General features: G+C 64.9%; 30 protein-coding genes. All 30 read left to right on the forward strand.

Annotated features, from left to right (window positions below; all coding sequences use genetic code 11):
• Positions 1-329 precede the first annotated feature (329 nt).
• The 30 genes from B3T59_RS18230 to B3T59_RS18375 all read left to right on the forward strand — a co-directional run bounded on the left by B3T59_RS18230 (position 330) and on the right by B3T59_RS18375 (position 18,382).
• On the forward strand, positions 330-749 hold the full coding sequence (locus B3T59_RS18230; protein WP_287004605.1) for a hypothetical protein: 420 nt from the start codon (positions 330-332) through the stop codon (positions 747-749).
• Between the two features lie 152 nt (positions 750-901).
• The gene (locus B3T59_RS18235) at positions 902-1,177 is read left to right on the forward strand and encodes a hypothetical protein (protein ID WP_287004606.1); all 276 of its coding nucleotides are present in this window, start codon (positions 902-904) and stop codon (positions 1,175-1,177) included.
• Complete coding sequence (locus B3T59_RS18240; protein WP_287004607.1) at positions 1,174-1,368, forward strand: hypothetical protein; 195 nt, start codon at positions 1,174-1,176, stop codon at positions 1,366-1,368. The genes B3T59_RS18235 and B3T59_RS18240 overlap by 4 nt, the downstream gene beginning before the upstream one ends.
• Before the next feature lie 72 nt (positions 1,369-1,440).
• Positions 1,441-1,644 carry a hypothetical protein gene (locus tag B3T59_RS18245; protein WP_287004608.1) on the forward strand — a complete coding sequence of 68 codons (204 nt, stop codon included), beginning with the start codon at positions 1,441-1,443 and terminating at the stop codon, positions 1,642-1,644.
• A complete protein-coding gene (locus B3T59_RS18250; protein ID WP_287004609.1) occupies positions 1,641-1,955 on the forward strand; it encodes a hypothetical protein in 315 nt (104 codons plus the stop codon). Before B3T59_RS18245 ends, B3T59_RS18250 begins: the two co-directional genes overlap by 4 nt.
• The gene (locus B3T59_RS18255) at positions 1,952-2,263 is read left to right on the forward strand and encodes a hypothetical protein (RefSeq protein ID WP_287004610.1); all 312 of its coding nucleotides are present in this window, start codon (positions 1,952-1,954) and stop codon (positions 2,261-2,263) included. The genes B3T59_RS18250 and B3T59_RS18255 overlap by 4 nt, the downstream gene beginning before the upstream one ends.
• Positions 2,263-2,466: a hypothetical protein gene (locus B3T59_RS18260; protein ID WP_287004611.1), complete on the forward strand. Its 204-nt coding sequence runs from the start codon at positions 2,263-2,265 to the stop codon at positions 2,464-2,466. Before B3T59_RS18255 ends, B3T59_RS18260 begins: the two co-directional genes overlap by 1 nt.
• The gene (locus B3T59_RS18265; RefSeq protein ID WP_287004612.1) at positions 2,466-2,762 is read left to right on the forward strand and encodes a hypothetical protein; all 297 of its coding nucleotides are present in this window, start codon (positions 2,466-2,468) and stop codon (positions 2,760-2,762) included. The genes B3T59_RS18260 and B3T59_RS18265 overlap by 1 nt, the downstream gene beginning before the upstream one ends.
• Positions 2,759-3,070 carry a hypothetical protein gene (locus B3T59_RS18270; protein WP_287004613.1) on the forward strand — a complete coding sequence of 104 codons (312 nt, stop codon included), beginning with the start codon at positions 2,759-2,761 and terminating at the stop codon, positions 3,068-3,070. The genes B3T59_RS18265 and B3T59_RS18270 overlap by 4 nt, the downstream gene beginning before the upstream one ends.
• A 15-nt stretch (positions 3,071-3,085) precedes the next feature.
• Complete coding sequence (locus B3T59_RS18275; RefSeq protein WP_287004614.1) at positions 3,086-3,286, forward strand: hypothetical protein; 201 nt, start codon at positions 3,086-3,088, stop codon at positions 3,284-3,286.
• Complete coding sequence (locus B3T59_RS18280) at positions 3,283-3,462, forward strand: hypothetical protein (RefSeq protein ID WP_287004615.1); 180 nt, start codon at positions 3,283-3,285, stop codon at positions 3,460-3,462. Before B3T59_RS18275 ends, B3T59_RS18280 begins: the two co-directional genes overlap by 4 nt.
• The gene (locus B3T59_RS18285) at positions 3,459-3,842 is read left to right on the forward strand and encodes a hypothetical protein (protein WP_287004616.1); all 384 of its coding nucleotides are present in this window, start codon (positions 3,459-3,461) and stop codon (positions 3,840-3,842) included. The genes B3T59_RS18280 and B3T59_RS18285 overlap by 4 nt, the downstream gene beginning before the upstream one ends.
• Positions 3,839-4,174, forward strand: a complete 336-nt coding sequence (locus tag B3T59_RS18290; protein WP_287004617.1) for a hypothetical protein — start codon at positions 3,839-3,841, stop codon at positions 4,172-4,174. The genes B3T59_RS18285 and B3T59_RS18290 overlap by 4 nt, the downstream gene beginning before the upstream one ends.
• Positions 4,171-5,190: a PD-(D/E)XK nuclease-like domain-containing protein gene (locus B3T59_RS18295; RefSeq protein ID WP_287004619.1), complete on the forward strand. Its 1,020-nt coding sequence runs from the start codon at positions 4,171-4,173 to the stop codon at positions 5,188-5,190. The genes B3T59_RS18290 and B3T59_RS18295 overlap by 4 nt, the downstream gene beginning before the upstream one ends.
• On the forward strand, positions 5,187-6,254 hold the full coding sequence (locus B3T59_RS18300) for a hypothetical protein (protein ID WP_287004620.1): 1,068 nt from the start codon (positions 5,187-5,189) through the stop codon (positions 6,252-6,254). The genes B3T59_RS18295 and B3T59_RS18300 overlap by 4 nt, the downstream gene beginning before the upstream one ends.
• A gap of 3 nt (positions 6,255-6,257) precedes the next feature.
• Positions 6,258-6,554, forward strand: a complete 297-nt coding sequence (locus B3T59_RS18305) for a DUF1508 domain-containing protein (protein ID WP_287004621.1) — start codon at positions 6,258-6,260, stop codon at positions 6,552-6,554.
• Between the two features lie 14 nt (positions 6,555-6,568).
• A complete protein-coding gene (locus B3T59_RS18310; protein ID WP_287004622.1) occupies positions 6,569-7,099 on the forward strand; it encodes a hypothetical protein in 531 nt (176 codons plus the stop codon).
• The gene (locus B3T59_RS18315) at positions 7,099-7,407 is read left to right on the forward strand and encodes a hypothetical protein (protein ID WP_287004623.1); all 309 of its coding nucleotides are present in this window, start codon (positions 7,099-7,101) and stop codon (positions 7,405-7,407) included. The genes B3T59_RS18310 and B3T59_RS18315 overlap by 1 nt, the downstream gene beginning before the upstream one ends.
• Entirely contained in the window at positions 7,404-7,727 is a 324-nt protein-coding gene (locus tag B3T59_RS18320) for a DUF7352 domain-containing protein (RefSeq protein ID WP_287004624.1), read from the forward strand. Before B3T59_RS18315 ends, B3T59_RS18320 begins: the two co-directional genes overlap by 4 nt.
• Positions 7,728-7,731: 4 nt before the next feature.
• The gene (locus tag B3T59_RS18325) at positions 7,732-8,121 is read left to right on the forward strand and encodes a hypothetical protein (RefSeq protein WP_287004625.1); all 390 of its coding nucleotides are present in this window, start codon (positions 7,732-7,734) and stop codon (positions 8,119-8,121) included.
• Positions 8,118-9,653, forward strand: a complete 1,536-nt coding sequence (locus tag B3T59_RS18330; protein ID WP_287004627.1) for a DNA cytosine methyltransferase — start codon at positions 8,118-8,120, stop codon at positions 9,651-9,653. The genes B3T59_RS18325 and B3T59_RS18330 overlap by 4 nt, the downstream gene beginning before the upstream one ends.
• Positions 9,653-13,285 carry a DNA methyltransferase gene (locus B3T59_RS18335; protein WP_287004628.1) on the forward strand — a complete coding sequence of 1,211 codons (3,633 nt, stop codon included), beginning with the start codon at positions 9,653-9,655 and terminating at the stop codon, positions 13,283-13,285. The genes B3T59_RS18330 and B3T59_RS18335 overlap by 1 nt, the downstream gene beginning before the upstream one ends.
• Positions 13,285-13,545 (forward strand): hypothetical protein, encoded by a 261-nt coding sequence (locus B3T59_RS18340; protein WP_287004629.1) that lies wholly within the window; start codon positions 13,285-13,287, stop codon positions 13,543-13,545. The genes B3T59_RS18335 and B3T59_RS18340 overlap by 1 nt, the downstream gene beginning before the upstream one ends.
• Positions 13,545-14,495, forward strand: a complete 951-nt coding sequence (locus B3T59_RS18345; RefSeq protein ID WP_287004630.1) for a hypothetical protein — start codon at positions 13,545-13,547, stop codon at positions 14,493-14,495. Before B3T59_RS18340 ends, B3T59_RS18345 begins: the two co-directional genes overlap by 1 nt.
• The gene (locus B3T59_RS18350) at positions 14,492-14,797 is read left to right on the forward strand and encodes a hypothetical protein (protein WP_287004632.1); all 306 of its coding nucleotides are present in this window, start codon (positions 14,492-14,494) and stop codon (positions 14,795-14,797) included. The genes B3T59_RS18345 and B3T59_RS18350 overlap by 4 nt, the downstream gene beginning before the upstream one ends.
• Positions 14,794-15,123, forward strand: coding sequence for a hypothetical protein (locus B3T59_RS18355; RefSeq protein WP_287004633.1), 330 nt, complete (start codon positions 14,794-14,796; stop codon positions 15,121-15,123). Before B3T59_RS18350 ends, B3T59_RS18355 begins: the two co-directional genes overlap by 4 nt.
• Positions 15,120-16,460, forward strand: coding sequence for a hypothetical protein (locus B3T59_RS18360; protein WP_287004634.1), 1,341 nt, complete (start codon positions 15,120-15,122; stop codon positions 16,458-16,460). Before B3T59_RS18355 ends, B3T59_RS18360 begins: the two co-directional genes overlap by 4 nt.
• Positions 16,457-17,029 (forward strand): hypothetical protein, encoded by a 573-nt coding sequence (locus tag B3T59_RS18365; protein ID WP_287004635.1) that lies wholly within the window; start codon positions 16,457-16,459, stop codon positions 17,027-17,029. The genes B3T59_RS18360 and B3T59_RS18365 overlap by 4 nt, the downstream gene beginning before the upstream one ends.
• The gene (locus B3T59_RS18370) at positions 17,026-17,451 is read left to right on the forward strand and encodes a hypothetical protein (RefSeq protein WP_287004637.1); all 426 of its coding nucleotides are present in this window, start codon (positions 17,026-17,028) and stop codon (positions 17,449-17,451) included. Before B3T59_RS18365 ends, B3T59_RS18370 begins: the two co-directional genes overlap by 4 nt.
• Positions 17,452-17,620: 169 nt before the next feature.
• A complete protein-coding gene (locus B3T59_RS18375; protein ID WP_287004639.1) occupies positions 17,621-18,382 on the forward strand; it encodes a hypothetical protein in 762 nt (253 codons plus the stop codon).
• The last annotated feature ends 85 nt before the right edge of the window (positions 18,383-18,467 follow it).

Here is an 18,467-nt window from a genome sequence, read left to right on the forward strand (position 1 = left end):
GCAAGGCAGGCATGGCGGGGCACGGCACGGCCAGGCGGGGCGAGGCGAGGCGAGGCAAGGCAGGCGCGGCCCGGCTTGGCATGGCGCGGCACGTCAGGGCTAGGCATGGCGAGGCAGGCGCGGCTAGGCATGGCGAGGCGCGTCATGGCGTGGCTTGGCCAGGCGAGGCAGGCGGGGCGGGGCCAGGTCCGGCGGGGTCGGGCGAGGCTGGGCTCGGCGTGGCAAGGCAGGTTCGGCAGGGCACGGCTCGTCGTGGCACCGCATGGCCGGGTCGGCTCGGCAGGCATGGCGTGGTTCCGATTCTTCCTCTCACGCAAGGGAACTGACCTATGAGTGATCTTCGAACTCAACTGACCAGCATCTACCAAGAGCAGGGCGAGTTGACTCCGCAATCCGTTGTCGATGTCGCACGCAACGGTGAGCATCCGCTGCATTCGCGGTTCGAGTGGGACAACGAGGTTGCGGGCGAAGCGTACCGGCGGGTGCAGGCGGCCGAGTTGATCCGGTCGGTGCGCATCACTTACAAGGAGACGCCCGAAAGTGGCGCCAGGAGTGTTCGCGCTTTCTCGTCGTTGAACGATTCCGCTGATCCGACACGCAAGGGGTACGCACCGACCGAGGAACTCGTCGAGAACGAGCTGACTCGAAAGATTCTGCTGCGCAACCTCGAACGCGAAATCAACTCGCTGAAGGCGAAGTACGGCCACCTGCAGGAGTTCGCGGATCTGATGTCGGAGGCGGCGTCATGACCTTCTTCGGACTTCCGCGCTGGTGCCTCCCCGGCATCTGGTGCGGGTCGGCGCGGCTTGGGCTCCTCTCACGCCCCGGCGGTCGCGCCGTCGGGTCCGGTCACCCCTCCCCCCGTGGTGGCCGGACCCGACACGATCCGCGGGAGGAACTCGTGATCTCTAAGCAGGCCGACCAAGACAACGTGATCGACGGGACCGTGTATTGCTACGACCCGGTCCCGCATGAAGGTGCGTACGTCACGGTTGGTGGCGTTGACGGCCAAGTCATCATCGTGGCCCTCGACATCGACGACCTCAGGCACCTCGCACACCTCTATGAGTACGTCGCCAGCGGAGCCGGGACTGATCTGCCGCAAGAGGATCGGCTGCGCATCACGCACGCCGGGTTGCAGTGGATGAAGTCAGAGTTCGGATCGGAGCCGTCATGACCGCCCCTGCCCATGATCCGGAGAAGTGGCCGTTGCAGCCGGGTTTGGCTCCTCCGGAGGTGGAGGAGGCGTTGCAGGCGTCGCTTGCTGATGCGCCGGAGCCGTCTGCCGAGACGCGTGCTCGCGTTGCTCACATTCTTCGTCGCGCCGACCGCGAGCACTCCGAGCGTGAGAAGCCGACCGGCACCTAATGCTTTCCCGCCCCGCAGGGGTTACGGGGCGGGAACCTCAACCACCGCAACACTTTCGAAGGGACCAGCCACATGACAGTCACCGAGTTCGTAGTCACCAACGGGGGGTGGTGCACGCTGCTTGCTGCCCTCCTGATCCTCGCGGTCATCCTCCTTGTCGACCTCGTCGTCGGGTCGATGCGCCGATGGGACCCGGACTATCCGATCGAAGTCGACCGCGGCGACCTCGTGACGCCGACCGACGTCCTCGAGCAGCGTGACGGCGGTGCCCGATGACCGACACGACGAACAACGTCGACGCGGTGCACACGCAGCCACATCCGTTGGCAGGCAAAGTGGTTCACGCGACCATCAGACGCATCGACGGTGACACCACAACTCAGCTACGCGTCGAGGACTGGTGGGACCGCATCTCCGGCGGATCGTGGCTGACCGCAAACGGTAATCCCGCGGCGATGCAGTACGCGTTCCGCGCGGGTTTCGCCGGCATCGCACCCGACGACGAGGTGGTGTACTGCCATGACCTCGGCATCGGGCGCGGGCACCTGCTGCATGATTCCGAGATCGTCAGCGAGGTGGCGTCGTGACGGCCGCCGACCGGTATGCGCGCGCCCGCATCGCCGACAACGTGAAAGCCGCGGCGTCGACCGTGACGGCCGGGATGGTGCGGGACAACGACGAAGCACTCGGACGGGCCATCCGGCAACTCGGTGAACGCTGCACCTCGTTAGGTGGCCTCGACTACGGCATCGTCCGCGAGTCCGTGCTCACCGCGACGTCGTACCGGGTGCATGTGGCGAACCAGCGGACCGGCGCCACGATGTCGGATCGGTCGTCGTATCTGCCGGAAGCGGTCGACCGGATTCTGGATCGTCTCGCTCGGGAGGCGTGGTGATGGCGGCAATCGACGACATTCGCGCCCGCTTCCTCAGCGAGGTCGAGTCCTATCCCGTACCCGCCGGATACCGGTGGACCGTCACGACATTCGCCGGATACGACAAGGCGTGCCGCGAGCACCGCCCCACTCTGCACCTCGAAGCCGCGGACGGCGACCAGGCCGTCGCGATGGTGTACCTCGTGGGCCAGGAGGTGTCGTGATGTTCACCGACATCGAGCAAGTGGTGGAGGCGTCGATCGACCTGATGGACGAGGTGGTCGACGTCGACGAGCCGACCGAGATGCTGCGGCACATCGTCCACCGGTTCGGAACGCAACCCGATCGGATGGCGCAGATCGTGATGTGCCTGAGCATTTGGGCGTCGGGTGTTCCTCGTTCGGGCCTCTATCGGGCGGCGAACGACCTGGTGATCGAACGTGCCCGCGACCGGCTGAAAGCCGGTGTCGGCGACATCGACGCCTACATGCGGGTTGTGCAGGAGTTGAGGGCGTCGTGAACAGCATCGACGCGACGGTGTTCGTTCCGGACCCGAAGAAACTCACACGGTGCCGTGGATGTCGCGAACGCATCTTCTTCGCCACCACCCGCGATGGCCGCAACATCCCGATCGACGAAAAGCCTCAGCGTGACGGGAATCTCGCGATCGCACCCGTCCCGCACGGCCAGACGCCGCACGCCGAGGTGGTGCGCCCAGCCCAGGCCGACGGGATGCGCGCCGCCGGCGTCCCGACATGGCGCGCCCACTTCGCGACCTGCCCCTCGGCTGACCAGTTCCGCTACCGCGCCCGCACACGCAAACCCTGAAAGGACCTGCCTCCCATGCCATTTACCCCAACCAGCGCGCCCGGAACGGTGCGCTACGAGGAACTCATCGCCCGCACGCACGAGTCAGCGCCCGCTCTCGTGGAAGGGGATGTGTCGACTGACGACCCCCGGTGGGTGCACGTCGACACCGACGACGGGCTGGTGTCGATCCCCATCAGCAACGTCATCCGCATCGACTGGAAGGAACGACGATGACCGACATCAATGACTACCGGCCGCCGACCGAGTTCGAAAGGGCTGTGCTCAACGGCCTGCAGTCGAAGCACGTGTACATGGGGACGGTGCCCGACGACGTGGTGGCCGATCGGCGACGTCGCAACCGTGTGGCGCGACGTTCGCGTCGCATCAACCGGATTCGGAGTTCCCGATGACTCAATCCACCCAACCAGCCCTCGAGCGGTCGACATCGGCGAGTCTCGACTTCGGGCACGAACTCACCCGCAGTGAACCGATCCGATGGTTCTGCATCGCGGCGGACCGTCCCGCGATCCTCGCGATTGACGAGGACCTCGAGGACCGTCGTGTCGTGACGGTTCGGTTCCACCCGAATGCTGGTGGCATCGCGGATGTGGCGGAACTTGCTGTCCCGCTGCATGATCTGACCGAGTTCGTCCACCAGGTGCGCGAACGCGATCTCCGGCTCGACGGATTCGTCGACGCGCTCGACGGCCGCCCGGCCCGCGGGTTCTCCACCCACTACCTCGACCAGTACTCACTCGGTCAGGTTGAGGCGCGGGAGCGTGCCCTGTGACCGCCGTCGACACGACTCCTGACGTCGACCTCGCGTCGCTGCCCGACCTTGACGCCGAGGTAGCGTGCCAGGGCACGGGGTGCGGCCATCCGGAATGCCAGTGCCCGTCACCCGCCGTCTGGCGTGTCCGAGTCCACGGAGTGCGGAACAAATCGGCGCGACGGTGTGGTGATCACCAGTTCCTCATGTGTCATCGCCACCTCAACCTGATCCGCAATCAGATCGCGATCCAGTTGTCCCGCATGCAGAGCATCGGGGCGCCGCGCTGCGGGTTCTGCGGCCGCGAGTTCCACCACCTGACGGACGTGATCCGCGAGGTGACACCGCTGTGAGCATCACGGAGTTCACTCAGCTCGCCGACAAGGCGCGGGATGCGGGCGCGAAAGCATGGGCCGAGGGGGACGCGCAGTGCCCTTACGCGTCAGCCGAACTCGTCGCCGCGTGGACTGCCGGCTGGGATGGGGCGCAGCAGCGCGCGCTCGGGCACCGCACCGAGATCCCCGCCGAGGACGGCATCTACACCGACATCACCGACGAGCTGTACCACTCCGACCGAGGGTCGCTGTCGTCGTCGGGTGCCCGGCTGCTTCTCGAACCTGGCGGGCCCGCGGTGTTCGCGCACCGCCGCGCGCATCCTCCCGCCCCGTCCGACACGTTCGACCTCGGACACGCGGTCCACACGGCAATCCTGGGCGAAGGTGGGGTGTTCGTCGACACGGGATTCGACGCGTGGACAACGAAAGCCGCGAAGGAAGCGCGCGACGCCGCACGGGAAGCTGGCCGCACACCGTTGAAGTCGGCGGACTACGCACGCGTCATGGCGATGCGCGACGCGGTCCTCGCGCACCCGCTCGGCGAGATCCTGTTCGCCGACGGCCAACCCGAACTGTCGATATACCACCACGACGAACACACCGGTGTCCGGTTGCGGGCGCGTCCCGACTGGATGCCGGGCGGTGACCGACCGATGATCGTGGACCTCAAGACCACGGTGTCAGCGGACCCGGCCGAGTTCGTGCGGAAGTCGGTGCCCGCCTACGGATACCACCAGCAGGACCCGTGGTATCGCGACGCCGTCCGCGTGGCAGGTCTCGGTCACGACCCGCAGTTCCTATTCGTCCTCGTGGAGAAGACCGCGCCACACCTCGTGTCCGTTGTCGAGTTGCCGACCGAGGCTGTCGCGCTCGGTCGTTTCCTCAACCGGCTTGCCGTCGACCTGTACGCCCAGTGCACCGAAAGCGACGAATGGCCCGGCCTGCCCGCCGTCATCTATCGATCCGATCTTCCCCCGTGGGCCTACACGGCCGCGGAATCAACCATCAGACGAACCGAGAGGACCCTCGCATGACCACCACCGATCTCGCAGAAACCACGAACGACGACTCGTTGTCGCTTCTGCCGCCTGCTCAGCCGATGCACGCGTCATCGGTGTCGATGCTCATGGACCACGCGAAAGCCATGGGCGCGGCCTACGACCTGGCTGAGAAGATGTGCGGCACACAGCTTGTGCCGTCCATCTATCGCGGGAAGCCCGAGGATGGGACCGCCGCCATCCTGTATGGCGCGGAGCTTGGACTCACCCCGATCCAGTCGCTGCAGCAGATTTTCGTTGTCCACGGCACACCCGCGATCTATGCCCGCACGATGGTGGCGTTGTTGAAGCGTCGCGGCTACCGCATCTGGACCGAGTCATCGACGGATGAGTCGGTGACGGTGATGGGTCAGGCGCCCGACGGAACGGCGGAGGCATCGACCTGGACGATCGAACGCGCCACCAAGGCGGGTTACGTCCCGACGATCGACGAGAAGACGGGCAAGTTCAAGACCAACTCCAAGGGCAACCTGATCGGGAACGAGAAGTACCTCACCGATCCGCAGGCCATGCTCTACGCCAAGGCCGCCGCCGAGGTGTGCCGCAAACTCGCACCCGAAGTGCTGCTCGGTATCTCGGTCGACGACGAACCAGCCGAGGAAGAAGCGTCGACGCCGCGGAAGGTCCGCAACGAAGTCCAGGCGCCCGGAGTCGAGGAGTTGCGTGCCCGCATGGGTATCGCAGCGGCACCGAAGGCCTCCTCCGATTTGGCCGCGAAACCGGAAACACAGCAGGCCGATGACACGCAGGCCGGAACTCCGGAACCCGAGGTGAAGAAGCCGACCGCGGCTCAGAACCGCGCATTGAACGCGCTCTACGAGCGCGCCGGACTCGCGAAGGAAAACCGTGAGGGGCGTCGCATCGTGTTCGCCTCGTTCTTCCCCGACCGCGAGTTGGGTGCTCAGCCGTCCGCCGACGAAACAGCCCACGTCATCGCACAGCTCGAGCAGCTCGTCGATTCGGGTGAGGACGACAGCGTGTTGGTCGCGTTCGCCGAGGACGTCATCACGCAGCACGCCCAGACGGCGCAGGAGGGCTGATCGGTGGGTGGTATCGCGACGACGGAGGCAAAGGACTCGAACGCCGGGGTGGTGGTGAAGGCACGCCCCGCACGCGACCTCGTGATCTACGCGACGAAGGCCGGCGGGTGGCGGTGGAAACTCCTGTCCCCCAACGGGCAGGTGGTGATCGCGACGTCGGGGCAGTCGTATCGGCGGCGCGAGTACGCGGTCGGCGCGGCGCGGCGTCTCATCCACTTCTTCACCGACCCCGGTGGCGCGGTCGAGCTCCTGGTGCTCAACGCCGACGGCACACCCCACTCCTCCGACACGATTCTTTGAAAGGACACGCCCCCATGGCTCTCGCCACCACCCCACCGTCGGATCTGAAACCCGCTGACGGCGAACAGGACCCGATCGACGAAGCGTATCTACGGTTCCGCACCAACGGGATCAAGCTCGAAGAACCACCCGCCAAAGATGAGGCCATCACCCTGATCGTGAAGGGCACGTGCGTCGGGGTGCACAACGACACGATGAAAGACGGCGAGGAGAAAGTCACCCATGTGATCGAGGTCGACTCGGCCTACGAGCGTGGGAAGGTGCCGATCGTCGACGAGGGGAAACCGGCCGGTCTGTTCGACTTCGTCTCCGACCAGGACCTGTGGCAGGAGGCGCGAGACTCGGCGTTCGAACGCGGCGAGGTGATCGACGACGTCATCACCGACTTCCTCCGCGACTACGTCACGGCGGGCAACGCCGACACCTCGGAAACCCCCAGCTCGGACGACGCCGACACGGCGCAAGCGGAGTTGGACGTCGACACCAAATCCGACGGCGACAAGGTGCTGCGCCCCGCGTTCTCCCACAGCAAGGGCGACGAGTGATGCCCGACCAGCCGACACCTGCCCAGCTCCGCGAGGCCGCCGACGTGATGGAAGCGGCGTGCGACGACCGCGAAGTCAACTGGGCCACACCCGACGACCTCCGCGAGTGGGCACAGCGACAAGAGGAAGAAGCGGCCCGCGGCGGTGTTCCGACGTGCTCACTGTGCCGACGTCAACGCACCGTCTCCGACGCCTACGACTACAACCCGCTGCAAGTCATCACGGGCCAGCCGGTTGGCTGGTACTCCGGCGATGACGGTGAAGTGTGCCCACAGTGCATGGCCAAGACGCTGAATGGTCAACGATGACGCGCCCTGAACCTGCGCTCACGATCCACCGCAAGATCGTCGGGATAATCGACCAGCAGACGTTCACGGTGGCCGGGTATGTGCGGCGGGTTCTCGCCGCCGCGAATCCCCGCGTTCCCGCGCTCCACGACACTGGCCTCGACCTCTGGTACGAGGTGTACCCCACGCTCACCAATAGCGAGAGCGTCGTCACCATCACGATCGTCGGCACCGGAAATCAGATCCCCATCGGCCGTATCGGCGACTACATCGACACGGTCGTCACACCTTCGGGTCTCGTGTGGCACGTTTACGCGCTCGTTGAAGAGACAGAGAGGTGAAGTCATGACCGATACCGCCCACGACCCCACACACCTCGGCGCACTCGAAACCGGCTACGAAGAGGGCCACAACGACGCCGTCATCGCGCTACGCCGAGCCATTCACCAGATCGGCCTCGACCCCGACAACCGCGACGCGCTGCTACGCAACGTCGAATCCGACTACGGCAACCCGTTCACGAAGCTGTTCGACGACCGACGCGAGTACGTGCGCGAGCAAGTCAGCAACGCGTTCGGCACGATCGTCGACGAGGACGGCGACGACCTGTTCGATGGCGAAGTCATCGACGCGATCCTCGACGCACACGCCGACTGGCTCGCGGCCCGGGAGGACATCTGCACTGCCGATCCGTGTGTCTTGCGACCTGGACACGACGGAGAGTGCCGACGATGACCCTCACACTGACCGACCTGTTCTGCGGCGCAGGCGGTTCCAGCACCGGCGCGGTCCAAGTGCCTGGTGTCGAGGTGCGTATCGCGGCGAACCACTGGGACCTGGCGGTCGAGACTCACAACTCGAACCACCCCGACGCCGACCACGCGTGTGTCGACCTGCACCGCGAGAAGCCGTCCTACTTCCCCAAAACCGACATCCTCTGGGCTAGCCCCGAATGCACCAAATGGACTGTCGCATCGGGTAAATCGGCAGAACACATCGACCCCGGCCTGTGGGAGGACCCGCTCGCCGACGAAGCGAACATGCGGTCACGCATGCTGATGTTCGACGTCCCCCGCTTCGCCGAATACCACCGATACCGCGCGATCGTCGTCGAGAACGTCGTCGACGTGTCCACGCGCGCACTGTACGTCGGGGCATTCGAACGCTGGTTGGCCGACATGCGCAACGTCGGCTACCACTGCCGCGAGGTGTACCTCAACGCGATGCACGCGCAGGCCGGCGGTCTGCCCGCACCGCAGTCTCGCGACCGCCTGTACGTGGTGTGCTGGCGCGACGGTGAACGTGCCCCCGACCTCGAGAAGTGGACACGGCCGCGCGCCTGGTGCGAGACGCACGGGTGGATCGATGCGATGCAAGCCTGGAAAGATCAGCGGAAGCGGCGTGGCCGCTACGGGGCACGCGCACAGTACGTGTATCGCTGCCCGCGCAAGGAGTGCCGCAACGCGGTAGTGGAGCCGGGATGGTTGCCCGCGTCGTCGATCATCGACTGGGAGTTGCGGGGCACCAAGATCGGTGACCGGGCAAAGCCCCTGTCACCGAAGACGATGGCGCGCATCCGCGCGGGCCTCGAGCGGTACGGCACCGGCAGTCCAGTGTTGGCGGAGTACTACGGCCAATCCGGTTGCCGCCCAGTGGCCGAGCCGCTGTCGACCGCCACCACACGTGAGCATCACGGTCTGCTGGTTCCGGTCGAGGGGCGTGAGGGCAAGGAAGCGCGCTCCGCTGGCGATCCTCTGCGCACCTTGACGACCCGCTCAGAGACGGGGATTCTCGTCACCCTACGCGGACACAACGCGCCGAAGACCACCGACGATGTACTCGACACGTTCGCGGCATCGGGCAACCATCACGGACTCCTGATGCGGAACAACTCAAGCAAGGGCAGCGGAGCCGAGATGGTCACCCCGACATCGGAGGTGATGCGCACCGTCACAACTGTGGGTCACCAGTCACTCCTAGTGCCCTCAGGTGGCACGTGGAATGACACCGCGTATCCGTCATCGGAGCCGTTGCGAACCCGCACCACGCGCGAGACCGAGGCGCATGTCGTGACCGCTGCCGACATCAACGACTGCGAATTCCGCATGTTGGAGCCGTCGGAGATCAAGCGCGGCATGGCGTTTCCCGCCGAGTACGTGATGCTGGGGAACCGACGCGAACAGGTCAAGATGGCCGGCAACGCCGTGGTGCCGCCCGCCGCGCGTGACCTTGTGGGTGCCGTCGCCGAAAGCCTGGGGGTGGCGTGATGACCGACTACGCCGACTTCCTCACAGCCAAGGTCGATTTTGATCGCAACTTCGGATTCGACATCGATCTCGACGACGTACACCCCACCCTGTTCCCGCATCAACGCCTCATCGTGCAGTGGGCAGTCAAGGGTGGGCGACGCGCGATCTTCGCCGCGTTCGGTCTCGGCAAGACGTTCATGCAACTGGAAACCCTTCATCAGTGCATCACTCGCGAAGGTGGGCGTGCATTGATTGTGTGCCCCCTCGGCGTTCGTGGCGAATTCGCCCGGGACGCCGCCAAGTTGGGGTACGACACCGCATTCATCCGCCGTGACGCTGAGGTTGCCGGGCCCGGCATCTACATCACCAACTACGAATCGGTGCGCGACGGAAAGCTGCATCCGGCGCAGTTCACCGCGGTCAGCCTTGACGAGGCATCGATCCTGCGATCATTCGGCTCGAAGACCTACCAGACGTTCCTCCCGATGTTCGCCGATGTGCGGTTCCGGTTCGTCGCCACCGCCACCCCCTCGCCCAACCGCTACAAGGAATTGATTCACTACGCGGGATACCTCGGCGTTATGGACACCGGGCAGGCCCTCGCGCAGCCGCTCAGCGAGCCGGTGCTGACGCCTGCCGGGTGGTCGACAATGGGTGACCTTCGGCCCGGCGATCAGGTGATTGGCGTCGACGGCAAACCCACCGACATCCTCGGCGTCTACCCCCAGGGCGAGAAGCCGATCTACCGCGTCGAGTTCAGCGACGGCACGTACACCCGCACCACTGGCGACCACCTGTGGCTCACCCGAACCCAGTACGAACGCAACGCCGCAACGAAGTTCATCAAACGCAACCCCGGAACTACTGGCCGACTGTACTGGTCCACGAAAACCACCGACGAGATCGCACAGTCACTCGTCTGTACGTCGACTGGCGCCAAGAACCACCAGGTGCCGATAGCTGACCCGGTGATGTTCGACGCCCGAACCGTCGACCTGGACCCCTATCTGCTCGGTTTCCTGCTCGGCGACGGTCACCTCCGGCAGACGTCGGTGAACTTCACCACCGCCGACGAGTGGATCGTCGATCATCTCGCGGCCACAGTCGCCGACCTCGGCTTGGGCGTCAGGAAGAACCCGCATGTCCGCGCTGACGGTCAACCGAACTACGACTACGCGATCTCGGCTGGCGCGGCCGGACGCACCGGCCGCGGACACGAGTCCAACGCGGTTCTACGTGCTGTCCGCCGGTACGGGATGATCGGCAAGCGCGCGTGGGAGAAGTTCGTACCGGACGACTACCTGTACAACACGCCTGACGTCCGTCTGGCGCTGTTGCAGGGACTGATGGACGCAGACGGCACGATCTCCAATGATCCGCGAAACCGCACCACCAGGCTGTGCACAACGTCCCGGCATCTCGCCGACGACACCCTGTTCATTGCACGATCGCTCGGCGGCACCGCAACCGTCGCTGAACGTGTGGGCCGCAAACCGAACGGTGACCCCGGCCGTATCCAGTTCATCGTGACTCTGCGCCTGCCGAGCGGTACCGTACCGTTCCGGCTGCCACGCAAGGCCGACCTCGTGCGAGACCGCGGCAAGTACCCGCCGCGCCGGTACATCACCGCGGTCATTCCGGACGGCACCGAGTTGGCACAGTGCATTGCCGTCGATCATCCAGATCACCTGTACGTGACCCGCGATTGCCTGGTCACGCACAACACGCGGTTCTTCCAACGTGACTCCACCAAGGCGAACAATCTCACTCTGTATCCACACAAAGAGCGTGAGTTTTGGTTGTGGCTCAACACGTGGTCGATTTTCGTACAGTCACCGGCTGATATCGGGTGTGACGCAACCGGATACGACCTGCCGGGTGTGGACATGGAATGGCACGAGGTCGACGCCGACCACACGGATGTGAAGTTCGACCGCGACGGCGCCGCACCACTCTTCAAGGGCACGGCGATGAGTCTCGTGGATGCGTCACGGGAGAAGCGGGAAACAATCGCGGCGCGTGTCGCCAAGCTCGCTCGACTCGTCGCCACGCACGACTCCGTGACCGGTGGGGATCAGATCATCCTTTGGTGCGACCTCAACGCCGAACAGGCCGCGATCGAAGCAGCGATGGACCGCATGGGGTTCAGCTACTCATCGGTCTACGGCTCACTCGATCCCGACGAAACCGAACGACGCTTACAGGCATGGCGCGATCGAAAGACGAAGTGCCTCATCGGAAAACCCGTGATGCTCGGGCAGGGCATGAACCTGCAACAGTGCAACACCGCGGTCTACGTCGGCATCACGCACAAGTTCAACGACTTCATCCAATCCCAGCACCGCATCGTGCGATTCGGACAGACGCGCCGCTGCCGCATCCATGTCATCTACGCCGACTCCGAGCGCGAGGTCAAAGCCTCGCTGCTCGAGAAGTGGGCACAGCACAAGGAGTTGACCAACAATATGACGAAGGTCATCAACGAACACGGCCTGTCGCAGACCTCGATCCGCGACGCCCTCAAACGCTCCATAGGCGTCACCAGATCGGAAGCATCCGGCGACGGATGGCTACTCGCCAACAACGACTGCGTACCCGAAACCCAAGGCATGGAAGCGAACTCGATCGACCTGGTGGTCACGTCGATCCCGTTCTCCAATCACTACGAGTACACCCCGGCCGTCGAGGACTTCGGCCACACCGACGACAACCAGCACTTCTGGCAACAGATGGACTATCTCACCCCCGAACTGCTGCGCATCCTCAAACCGGGCCGCGTGTACGCCTGTCACGTCAAGGATCGCATCCTGTTCGGCAACGTCACCGGAGCCGGAGTGCCCACCGTCTCACCGTTCCACGCGGAGGCGATTTTCCACGCCCAACGCCACGGATTCGACTACATGGGCATGATCACCGTCGTCACCGACGTTGTGCGAGAGAACAACCAGACCTATCGACTCGGCTGGTCTGAGCAGTGCAAGGACGCAACGAAAATGGGGGTCGGGTCACCCGAATACATCCTGTTGTTCCATAAGCCGCAGACGAACCGCGAGAAGGGCTATGCCGACACTCCGGTGGTGAAGTCGAAAGATACCTACACCCGCGCCCGCTGGCAGGTCGACGCGCACGCCTTCTGGCGATCTTCCGGCGACCGCCTTCTCACCACCGACGAACTTGCAGCCCTTCCGCCCGAGCAGCTGTCAAAGCTGTTCACTGACCAGACGTTGCGGCAGGTGTACGACTACGAGTCACACGTGCGCATCGGGGAGGAGCTCGACGGCCGCGGATCACTCCCCGCGACGTTCATGTCGCTCGCACCTGCATCGTGGCGTGACGATGTGTGGCACGACGTGAACCGGATGCTCACCCTCAATGGCGAGCAGAAGCGGCGCAACGTCCAGATGCACGTATGCCCGTTGCAGATTGACATCGTGGACCGTCTCATCAATCGATTCTCGAATCCAGACGAGCTCGTATTCGATCCGTTCTCTGGACTCGGCACGGTGCCACTCCGAGCACTCAAGGCTGGGCGTCGAGGCCGTGGCGTCGAACTCAACGCCGGATACTGGCTCGACAGCGTGAAGTATCTCGAGGCCGAGGAACGCCGCAACGACATGCCCACCCTGTTCGACTTCGAGGCTGGTGCGTGATGGCCCTGTGGTTTCCCCTGCGCGTCAACCTGACTCAGATCGGCCACTTCGAAGCCCAACGCATCGAGAACGGCCCCATCCCCGACGGCGGCACCGTCGCCGACGCGATCAACACGTACCGCGTGACGATCACCCAAACGGGCCATCCCACCGTCAGATTCGACCTGCAGCACCGCTATGGCGACGGCGCCTGGGCACTCATCACCAAGGCACTCGCACGACTCAACGACGAGACGAACAAGGAGGTGCCGAGCACCTGATGGCCAATACTGGCGGATTCCTCGAAGAATCCATCTGGCGTGACAAAGACTTCCGTGCGTTGCCGCGTACCGCGCAGGCAACGTACGCCCAACTGATCTCACAGAAAGAACTCGACCGCGCGGGCCTGATCCCGCTGCAGATCACCAAGTGGGCCAAGGCGTGCGACTCCATGTCGGTCGACGACCTGTGGGCCGATCTGAAGGTGCTGCAGACAGCCCGGTTCGTCTGCATCGATGAGGACACGGACGAGCTGCTGGTGCGCTCGTACATGCGGCGTAGCAACGTGATCAAGCAACCGAACCTGCTGAAGAACGCACTCAAGTGTGCGGGTATGGCGGCGTCGGAGTGGCTGCGCCACGAACTCGCTGTAGAGCTGCGTCGGATGGGCCGCAAGGACACGGTCGCGGTGGCCGATGAGATCGATCCGAACGAAGGATTCGACAACCCATCCGAAAGGGTTTCAGAACCCATCGACAACCCATCGACAACCCATCCCGAACCCTTGAACCCTTCCGGAACCCATCGCGAACCCCGGGGAGAGGGTGAAGGTGAGGGAGAAGAAGTTACCTCTGGAGGTTTAAGGGTTGGGGGGTCGCGCGCACACGTACACGCACGCGAGGCCGAACCCACCCACCCCGAACCGCCCAATCCCCGCTGCCCCCAACACCTCCACGACGACTACCCGCCCGCCTGCGGTGCTTGCGCTGACGCGCGCCGCCATCGCGAACGCTTCGACGCCGAACAAGCCCTCGCCAACGTCCAGGCCCGCCGCCGAGAACTCGAAACCCTAGCCGCCGCCACCGCAGCCGAGATCGTGGCGTGCGACCTGTGCGACGAACGCGGCTACGTCGGGACCCGGGTGTGTGACCACGACCCGACCGCGGCCGAACGCAACCGGCGTGGCGCCGCCATGGCGCGCGCCGCCCTCGCGAAAGGACGCGACTCGTGAACCAACCCGTCCGCCTCCCCACGGATCACGCACTCATCCGCTGCGACTCCGCCAGCCCCCAAGTCGTGTGCACCGCACCCGCCCGGTTCCGCGTCACGATGCACCCACCACGCCAGCCAGGGCAACGCGTGTGCGGCAACCACGTGACGGTCCTGTGTGAACACTGCCTCGACCTGATCGTCGACCACGTACGCCGTACCTTCGCCCACGCCCGAGCCGGTGGCCCGCCACCCGCATGCCCCGTCTGCGGCATGCCGTTCACCCACATCCACCACATCGTCCGGGAGGTCGAAAACCTGTGAGCACCAACGTGATGCCCCCGATCAACACCGCCAGCACCGAGCAAGCCAACTGGGTGTTCGACTGGCTGACCAAGGCGAACGTGAAGCTCCAACTGTCGACGTCGACCAGCGACGGAATGGGCAAGGTGTTCCAGGCGCTCTTCGGAGACGCCACCGACAAGACGACGACCCCACCCCAAGGCGTGTGGGTCGCCCGCTACAGCGACATGTCGGGTGTCGTGCCGTTCGCCACCGAGCTCGACGCCTACCGCCACGCAAACGGCACGACGATGGAAGTGGTGCTCGTGCCGTGGGGTAGCGACGTCCAGAAGGCCGACGTCCAGTGAGCCGCAGCGACATCATCGACGACATCGACGCGTTGATCGACGAGCAACTCGCCGCCGGCGAATCGGGACACGAGCAACGCGCCCGAACCGCGGACCGTCGGTGTTGGCACTGCGGACGCGACTGGCACGGCCTTGCCATCACGAAGCGGCTCGAGGAGATGCGCGCCGAGTACCGGCGACGTGCCGCCGAAGCCTACGAGCGTGGCGAGGAAGCGGAGTATGCGACGTCCGCGATCCTCGACGGCTACCGATACGACCAAGACGACTCCGACATCCTGTGCCCCGGTAGCGACTTCATCGGCCCGATGCCCGCCACCATGCGACCCTTCGCCGGGAACCCCCACACGGGCTGCACCTGCCCGCTCTGCCGAGTGATGTACGGCCTAGGCGGCGGCTACTCGCCTGGCGGTGTCATCACGTGCGACTCACCTGGTGCCGTGATCCCTGGTGACCGATCACCGTCATGGCTTGGCTCCCTGCCCCACAACCCGTGGCTCATCGCGGCCCGCGAACCAGAACCACGTTGGTGGAGAGTGGATCTCACCCATGTCGACCGCGAGAACGTCTTCATGGAGTTGGAAGGCCCAGATCTCCCCACCCTCACGGTGCGCGTGGGTCGCGGACTCAGCCAATACCAGGCGGTGATGCACCTCGTCCGCACCACGGAAGACGGCACCTACGCTCACCGCACATTCGACGACTCGGGAACTCCCCTCACGCTCGACATCCACACCCCCAACATCGACGATTGCGACGGCCACCTCCTGTGGCACGAGATCACCGGACCCGGAGGCGATTACGTCCACTCCCGCGAGATCGTCGCGGCGTCCCCGCACATCGACTGGTTCACCACACACAACCTCACGCACCTCCTGCCCCGACGTACCCGAATGCGTCTCGCACTGGAACGCTTCAACGTCCAGATGCAGGCATGGCAAGAACGGCTCGTCGAACAGTTCACCGAGATCGGCAACACCTTCCGCCGAGCCACCGACCGGATCGAGTACAGCTACCGCGAGGCATTCACCAACGTCGCCGACGGGATGCGCGTCGGAGTCGACGTCGACGGCCAAGTCCGCACCGGCATCGCCAGCAACGTCGAACAACGAGGTGACGAAACGACATTCGACTTCACACCCGACGACGCCCCACCCCGATTGAGCCTGTTCGGTCTCGACGTATTCGAAGACCCCGCGCTTCCCGCGGATGCCAACTCCGTCGCATTCGACTCCACCCAGTTCACCCGCCCCACGAACCGCGCGACCCGACGCCGCACCCCACCCCGCCAAGACCCCTACTGGGTGCAACGCGCCGACCGACGACGAGGCCGCCAATGAGCCACGTCGTCGGGATCGACCCGAGCCTCACGAACTGCGGCGTCGCGGTCCTCGAGAGTGACATCTCGAGTGAATTCTCTACCGCGAAAGTCACACTCCTGCGGTCCGTCGGACACGCGGGACACAACGCCGACGACTGGGCCACCCGCTCCAAGCGCATCGTGACCCAGGCACGCTACGTGCTATCCCTCATCCCCCGCGACGTCGAACTCGCGGTCATCGAAGGCCCCGCATACGGCACCAACCTCCCATCGACCCACGACCGTGCCGGCCTTTGGTGGGGACTCCTCTCGGGACTGCTCGCAGCCCAAATTCCCACCGCGGTGGTGAACCCCAAGACCCGCGCCAAGTGGGCCACCGGCAAAGGCAACGCGCAGAAACCCGACGTGCTCGCCGCAGTCCGCAACCAGTGGCCCGACATCCGAGTACCGAACCACGACTGCGCAGACGCGCTCGTGATGGCCTCCATGGGTGCCCTGTGGTCTGGCTGGACTCTCCCCTTCGACGTCCAGACGTGGCAACACAACGGCCTCCAATCCGTCACCTGGCCCGAAAGGACACCCGCATGACAACGTACGAACCCTTGGACGTGAAGCGTGTCCAGACATCGAACGGCAGCCACATCGAGCCACCACTGCAAGACACCTGGTCTGAGATCGAGAAACTGCGCTGGCACGCAGGCGTCGTCCTGGTCGACTCGGGAGTGCGAGTCACAATCAACGACAGCGAGAGGTACTCAGTCAACGGCCGCGACGTCCCCGTAATCGGAATCCAGGTCGGCAACACCATGACCTCAAAGCGATTCGACGACGCGTGGAACTACCTCAACGGCGTCTCCGCCGGCGGACAGCAGGCGTCGCGAGCGGCAAGCACCACCCTCGCAGAAGCCCAATCGTGGGCAGCATGGTTCGCAGCCGAACGAGACTGGAACTGGCACAACGAGAACTGCGGATCAATCTGCCGATGCGACCGGGACTGGATCGAACCGTGACGATCTGCCCCCGCTGCCACCTCGAGATCCCGGCCGCAGAACACGACTGCGACTGCACGCCAACACCACCCCGCCCAGCCGAAGCCGAACGCCGCACCGTCACGGTCTACAGCGAAAACCTCCGCGTCAACCAGGACCGCACCGCCAGCCACCGAGGAGCAGCAACCCCATGACGACCCCGGACCCCGGAATCGACCGCACCACCCAAGACACGATCGTGCGGAAACTCCAAGACATCCGCGACTGGCTCGCCGACGACCTCGACTCAACCCTCATCCGCGACAACGCATTCCGCACCGACCAAGAACGCGTCAGCGGATCGAAAGGCGAAACCCCCATCCCCTACGACACCAACGCTTCCGACGCCGCCCACCAACTCCACGGCACCCTCCGCGAAGCCGTCCTCGACACCTGCACCCAACGCGGCTACACCTGGCCCGGCGAACGCCGCACCCCCTACCTCGCCGCCTGGCTCATCCGCCACGTCACGGCCCTCGCCGTCACCGACCACGCGACCCACCACGCCACCGCAATCGTCTCAGCCCATGCCGCCGCCTTCCGCGCCGTCGACACACCCGAACGCCCCCACTTCCACGGCTACTGCGAAATCTGCGGCACCGCACTCTGGGCACGCAACGAAGCCACCGCCATGACGTGCCGAGACTGCGGCAACGTCATCGGCATCGAATACCAACGACAACGCGTCGACGCCCAACTCGAAGCCCAACTGTTCACCGCCAACGAACTCGTCGACATCGTGCGCGACCGCCTCAACCAGCACATCAAACCCAAAACCATCCACGACCTCGCATACCGACGCCGCAACCGACTACCCGTCCGAGGCCGCACCCGCGACGGCCAAAAGCTGTACCGCGCAGGCGACGTCTTCCACCGACTCAGAGAACAAGCACAACGACGACAACACGCATGACCGATCGAGGGTGCTTGACAAACACCCGAAAAGACCGAATCCTAAAAGCTCAGGTTGAGGTGCTGTGCCCACACGAGGGCCAGCA

Source organism: Gordonia sp. UBA7860, assembly GCF_002500165.1.
Taxonomy (GTDB): Bacteria; Actinomycetota; Actinomycetes; order Mycobacteriales; family Mycobacteriaceae; genus Gordonia; species Gordonia sputi.

Bases quoted from the DNA above. Each gene is read 5' to 3' on its own strand.
- B3T59_RS18230 (WP_287004605.1), top strand. From the start codon at position 330: ATGAGTGATCTTCGAACTCAACTGACCAGCATCTACCAAGAGCAGGGC.
- B3T59_RS18240 (WP_287004607.1), top strand. From the start codon at position 1,174: ATGACCGCCCCTGCCCATGATCCGGAGAAGTGGCCGTTGCAGCCGGGT.
- B3T59_RS18245 (WP_287004608.1), top strand. From the start codon at position 1,441: ATGACAGTCACCGAGTTCGTAGTCACCAACGGGGGGTGGTGCACGCTG.
- B3T59_RS18250 (WP_287004609.1), top strand. From the start codon at position 1,641: ATGACCGACACGACGAACAACGTCGACGCGGTGCACACGCAGCCACAT.
- B3T59_RS18260 (WP_287004611.1), top strand. From the start codon at position 2,263: ATGGCGGCAATCGACGACATTCGCGCCCGCTTCCTCAGCGAGGTCGAG.
- B3T59_RS18265 (WP_287004612.1), top strand. From the start codon at position 2,466: ATGTTCACCGACATCGAGCAAGTGGTGGAGGCGTCGATCGACCTGATG.
- B3T59_RS18275 (WP_287004614.1), top strand. From the start codon at position 3,086: ATGCCATTTACCCCAACCAGCGCGCCCGGAACGGTGCGCTACGAGGAA.
- B3T59_RS18280 (WP_287004615.1), top strand. From the start codon at position 3,283: ATGACCGACATCAATGACTACCGGCCGCCGACCGAGTTCGAAAGGGCT.
- B3T59_RS18285 (WP_287004616.1), top strand. From the start codon at position 3,459: ATGACTCAATCCACCCAACCAGCCCTCGAGCGGTCGACATCGGCGAGT.
- B3T59_RS18300 (WP_287004620.1), top strand. From the start codon at position 5,187: ATGACCACCACCGATCTCGCAGAAACCACGAACGACGACTCGTTGTCG.
- B3T59_RS18310 (WP_287004622.1), top strand. From the start codon at position 6,569: ATGGCTCTCGCCACCACCCCACCGTCGGATCTGAAACCCGCTGACGGC.
- B3T59_RS18315 (WP_287004623.1), top strand. From the start codon at position 7,099: ATGCCCGACCAGCCGACACCTGCCCAGCTCCGCGAGGCCGCCGACGTG.
- B3T59_RS18320 (WP_287004624.1), top strand. From the start codon at position 7,404: ATGACGCGCCCTGAACCTGCGCTCACGATCCACCGCAAGATCGTCGGG.
- B3T59_RS18325 (WP_287004625.1), top strand. From the start codon at position 7,732: ATGACCGATACCGCCCACGACCCCACACACCTCGGCGCACTCGAAACC.
- B3T59_RS18330 (WP_287004627.1), top strand. From the start codon at position 8,118: ATGACCCTCACACTGACCGACCTGTTCTGCGGCGCAGGCGGTTCCAGC.
- B3T59_RS18335 (WP_287004628.1), top strand. From the start codon at position 9,653: ATGACCGACTACGCCGACTTCCTCACAGCCAAGGTCGATTTTGATCGC.
- B3T59_RS18340 (WP_287004629.1), top strand. From the start codon at position 13,285: ATGGCCCTGTGGTTTCCCCTGCGCGTCAACCTGACTCAGATCGGCCAC.
- B3T59_RS18345 (WP_287004630.1), top strand. From the start codon at position 13,545: ATGGCCAATACTGGCGGATTCCTCGAAGAATCCATCTGGCGTGACAAA.
- B3T59_RS18365 (WP_287004635.1), top strand. From the start codon at position 16,457: ATGAGCCACGTCGTCGGGATCGACCCGAGCCTCACGAACTGCGGCGTC.
- B3T59_RS18370 (WP_287004637.1), top strand. From the start codon at position 17,026: ATGACAACGTACGAACCCTTGGACGTGAAGCGTGTCCAGACATCGAAC.
- B3T59_RS18375 (WP_287004639.1), top strand. From the start codon at position 17,621: ATGACGACCCCGGACCCCGGAATCGACCGCACCACCCAAGACACGATC.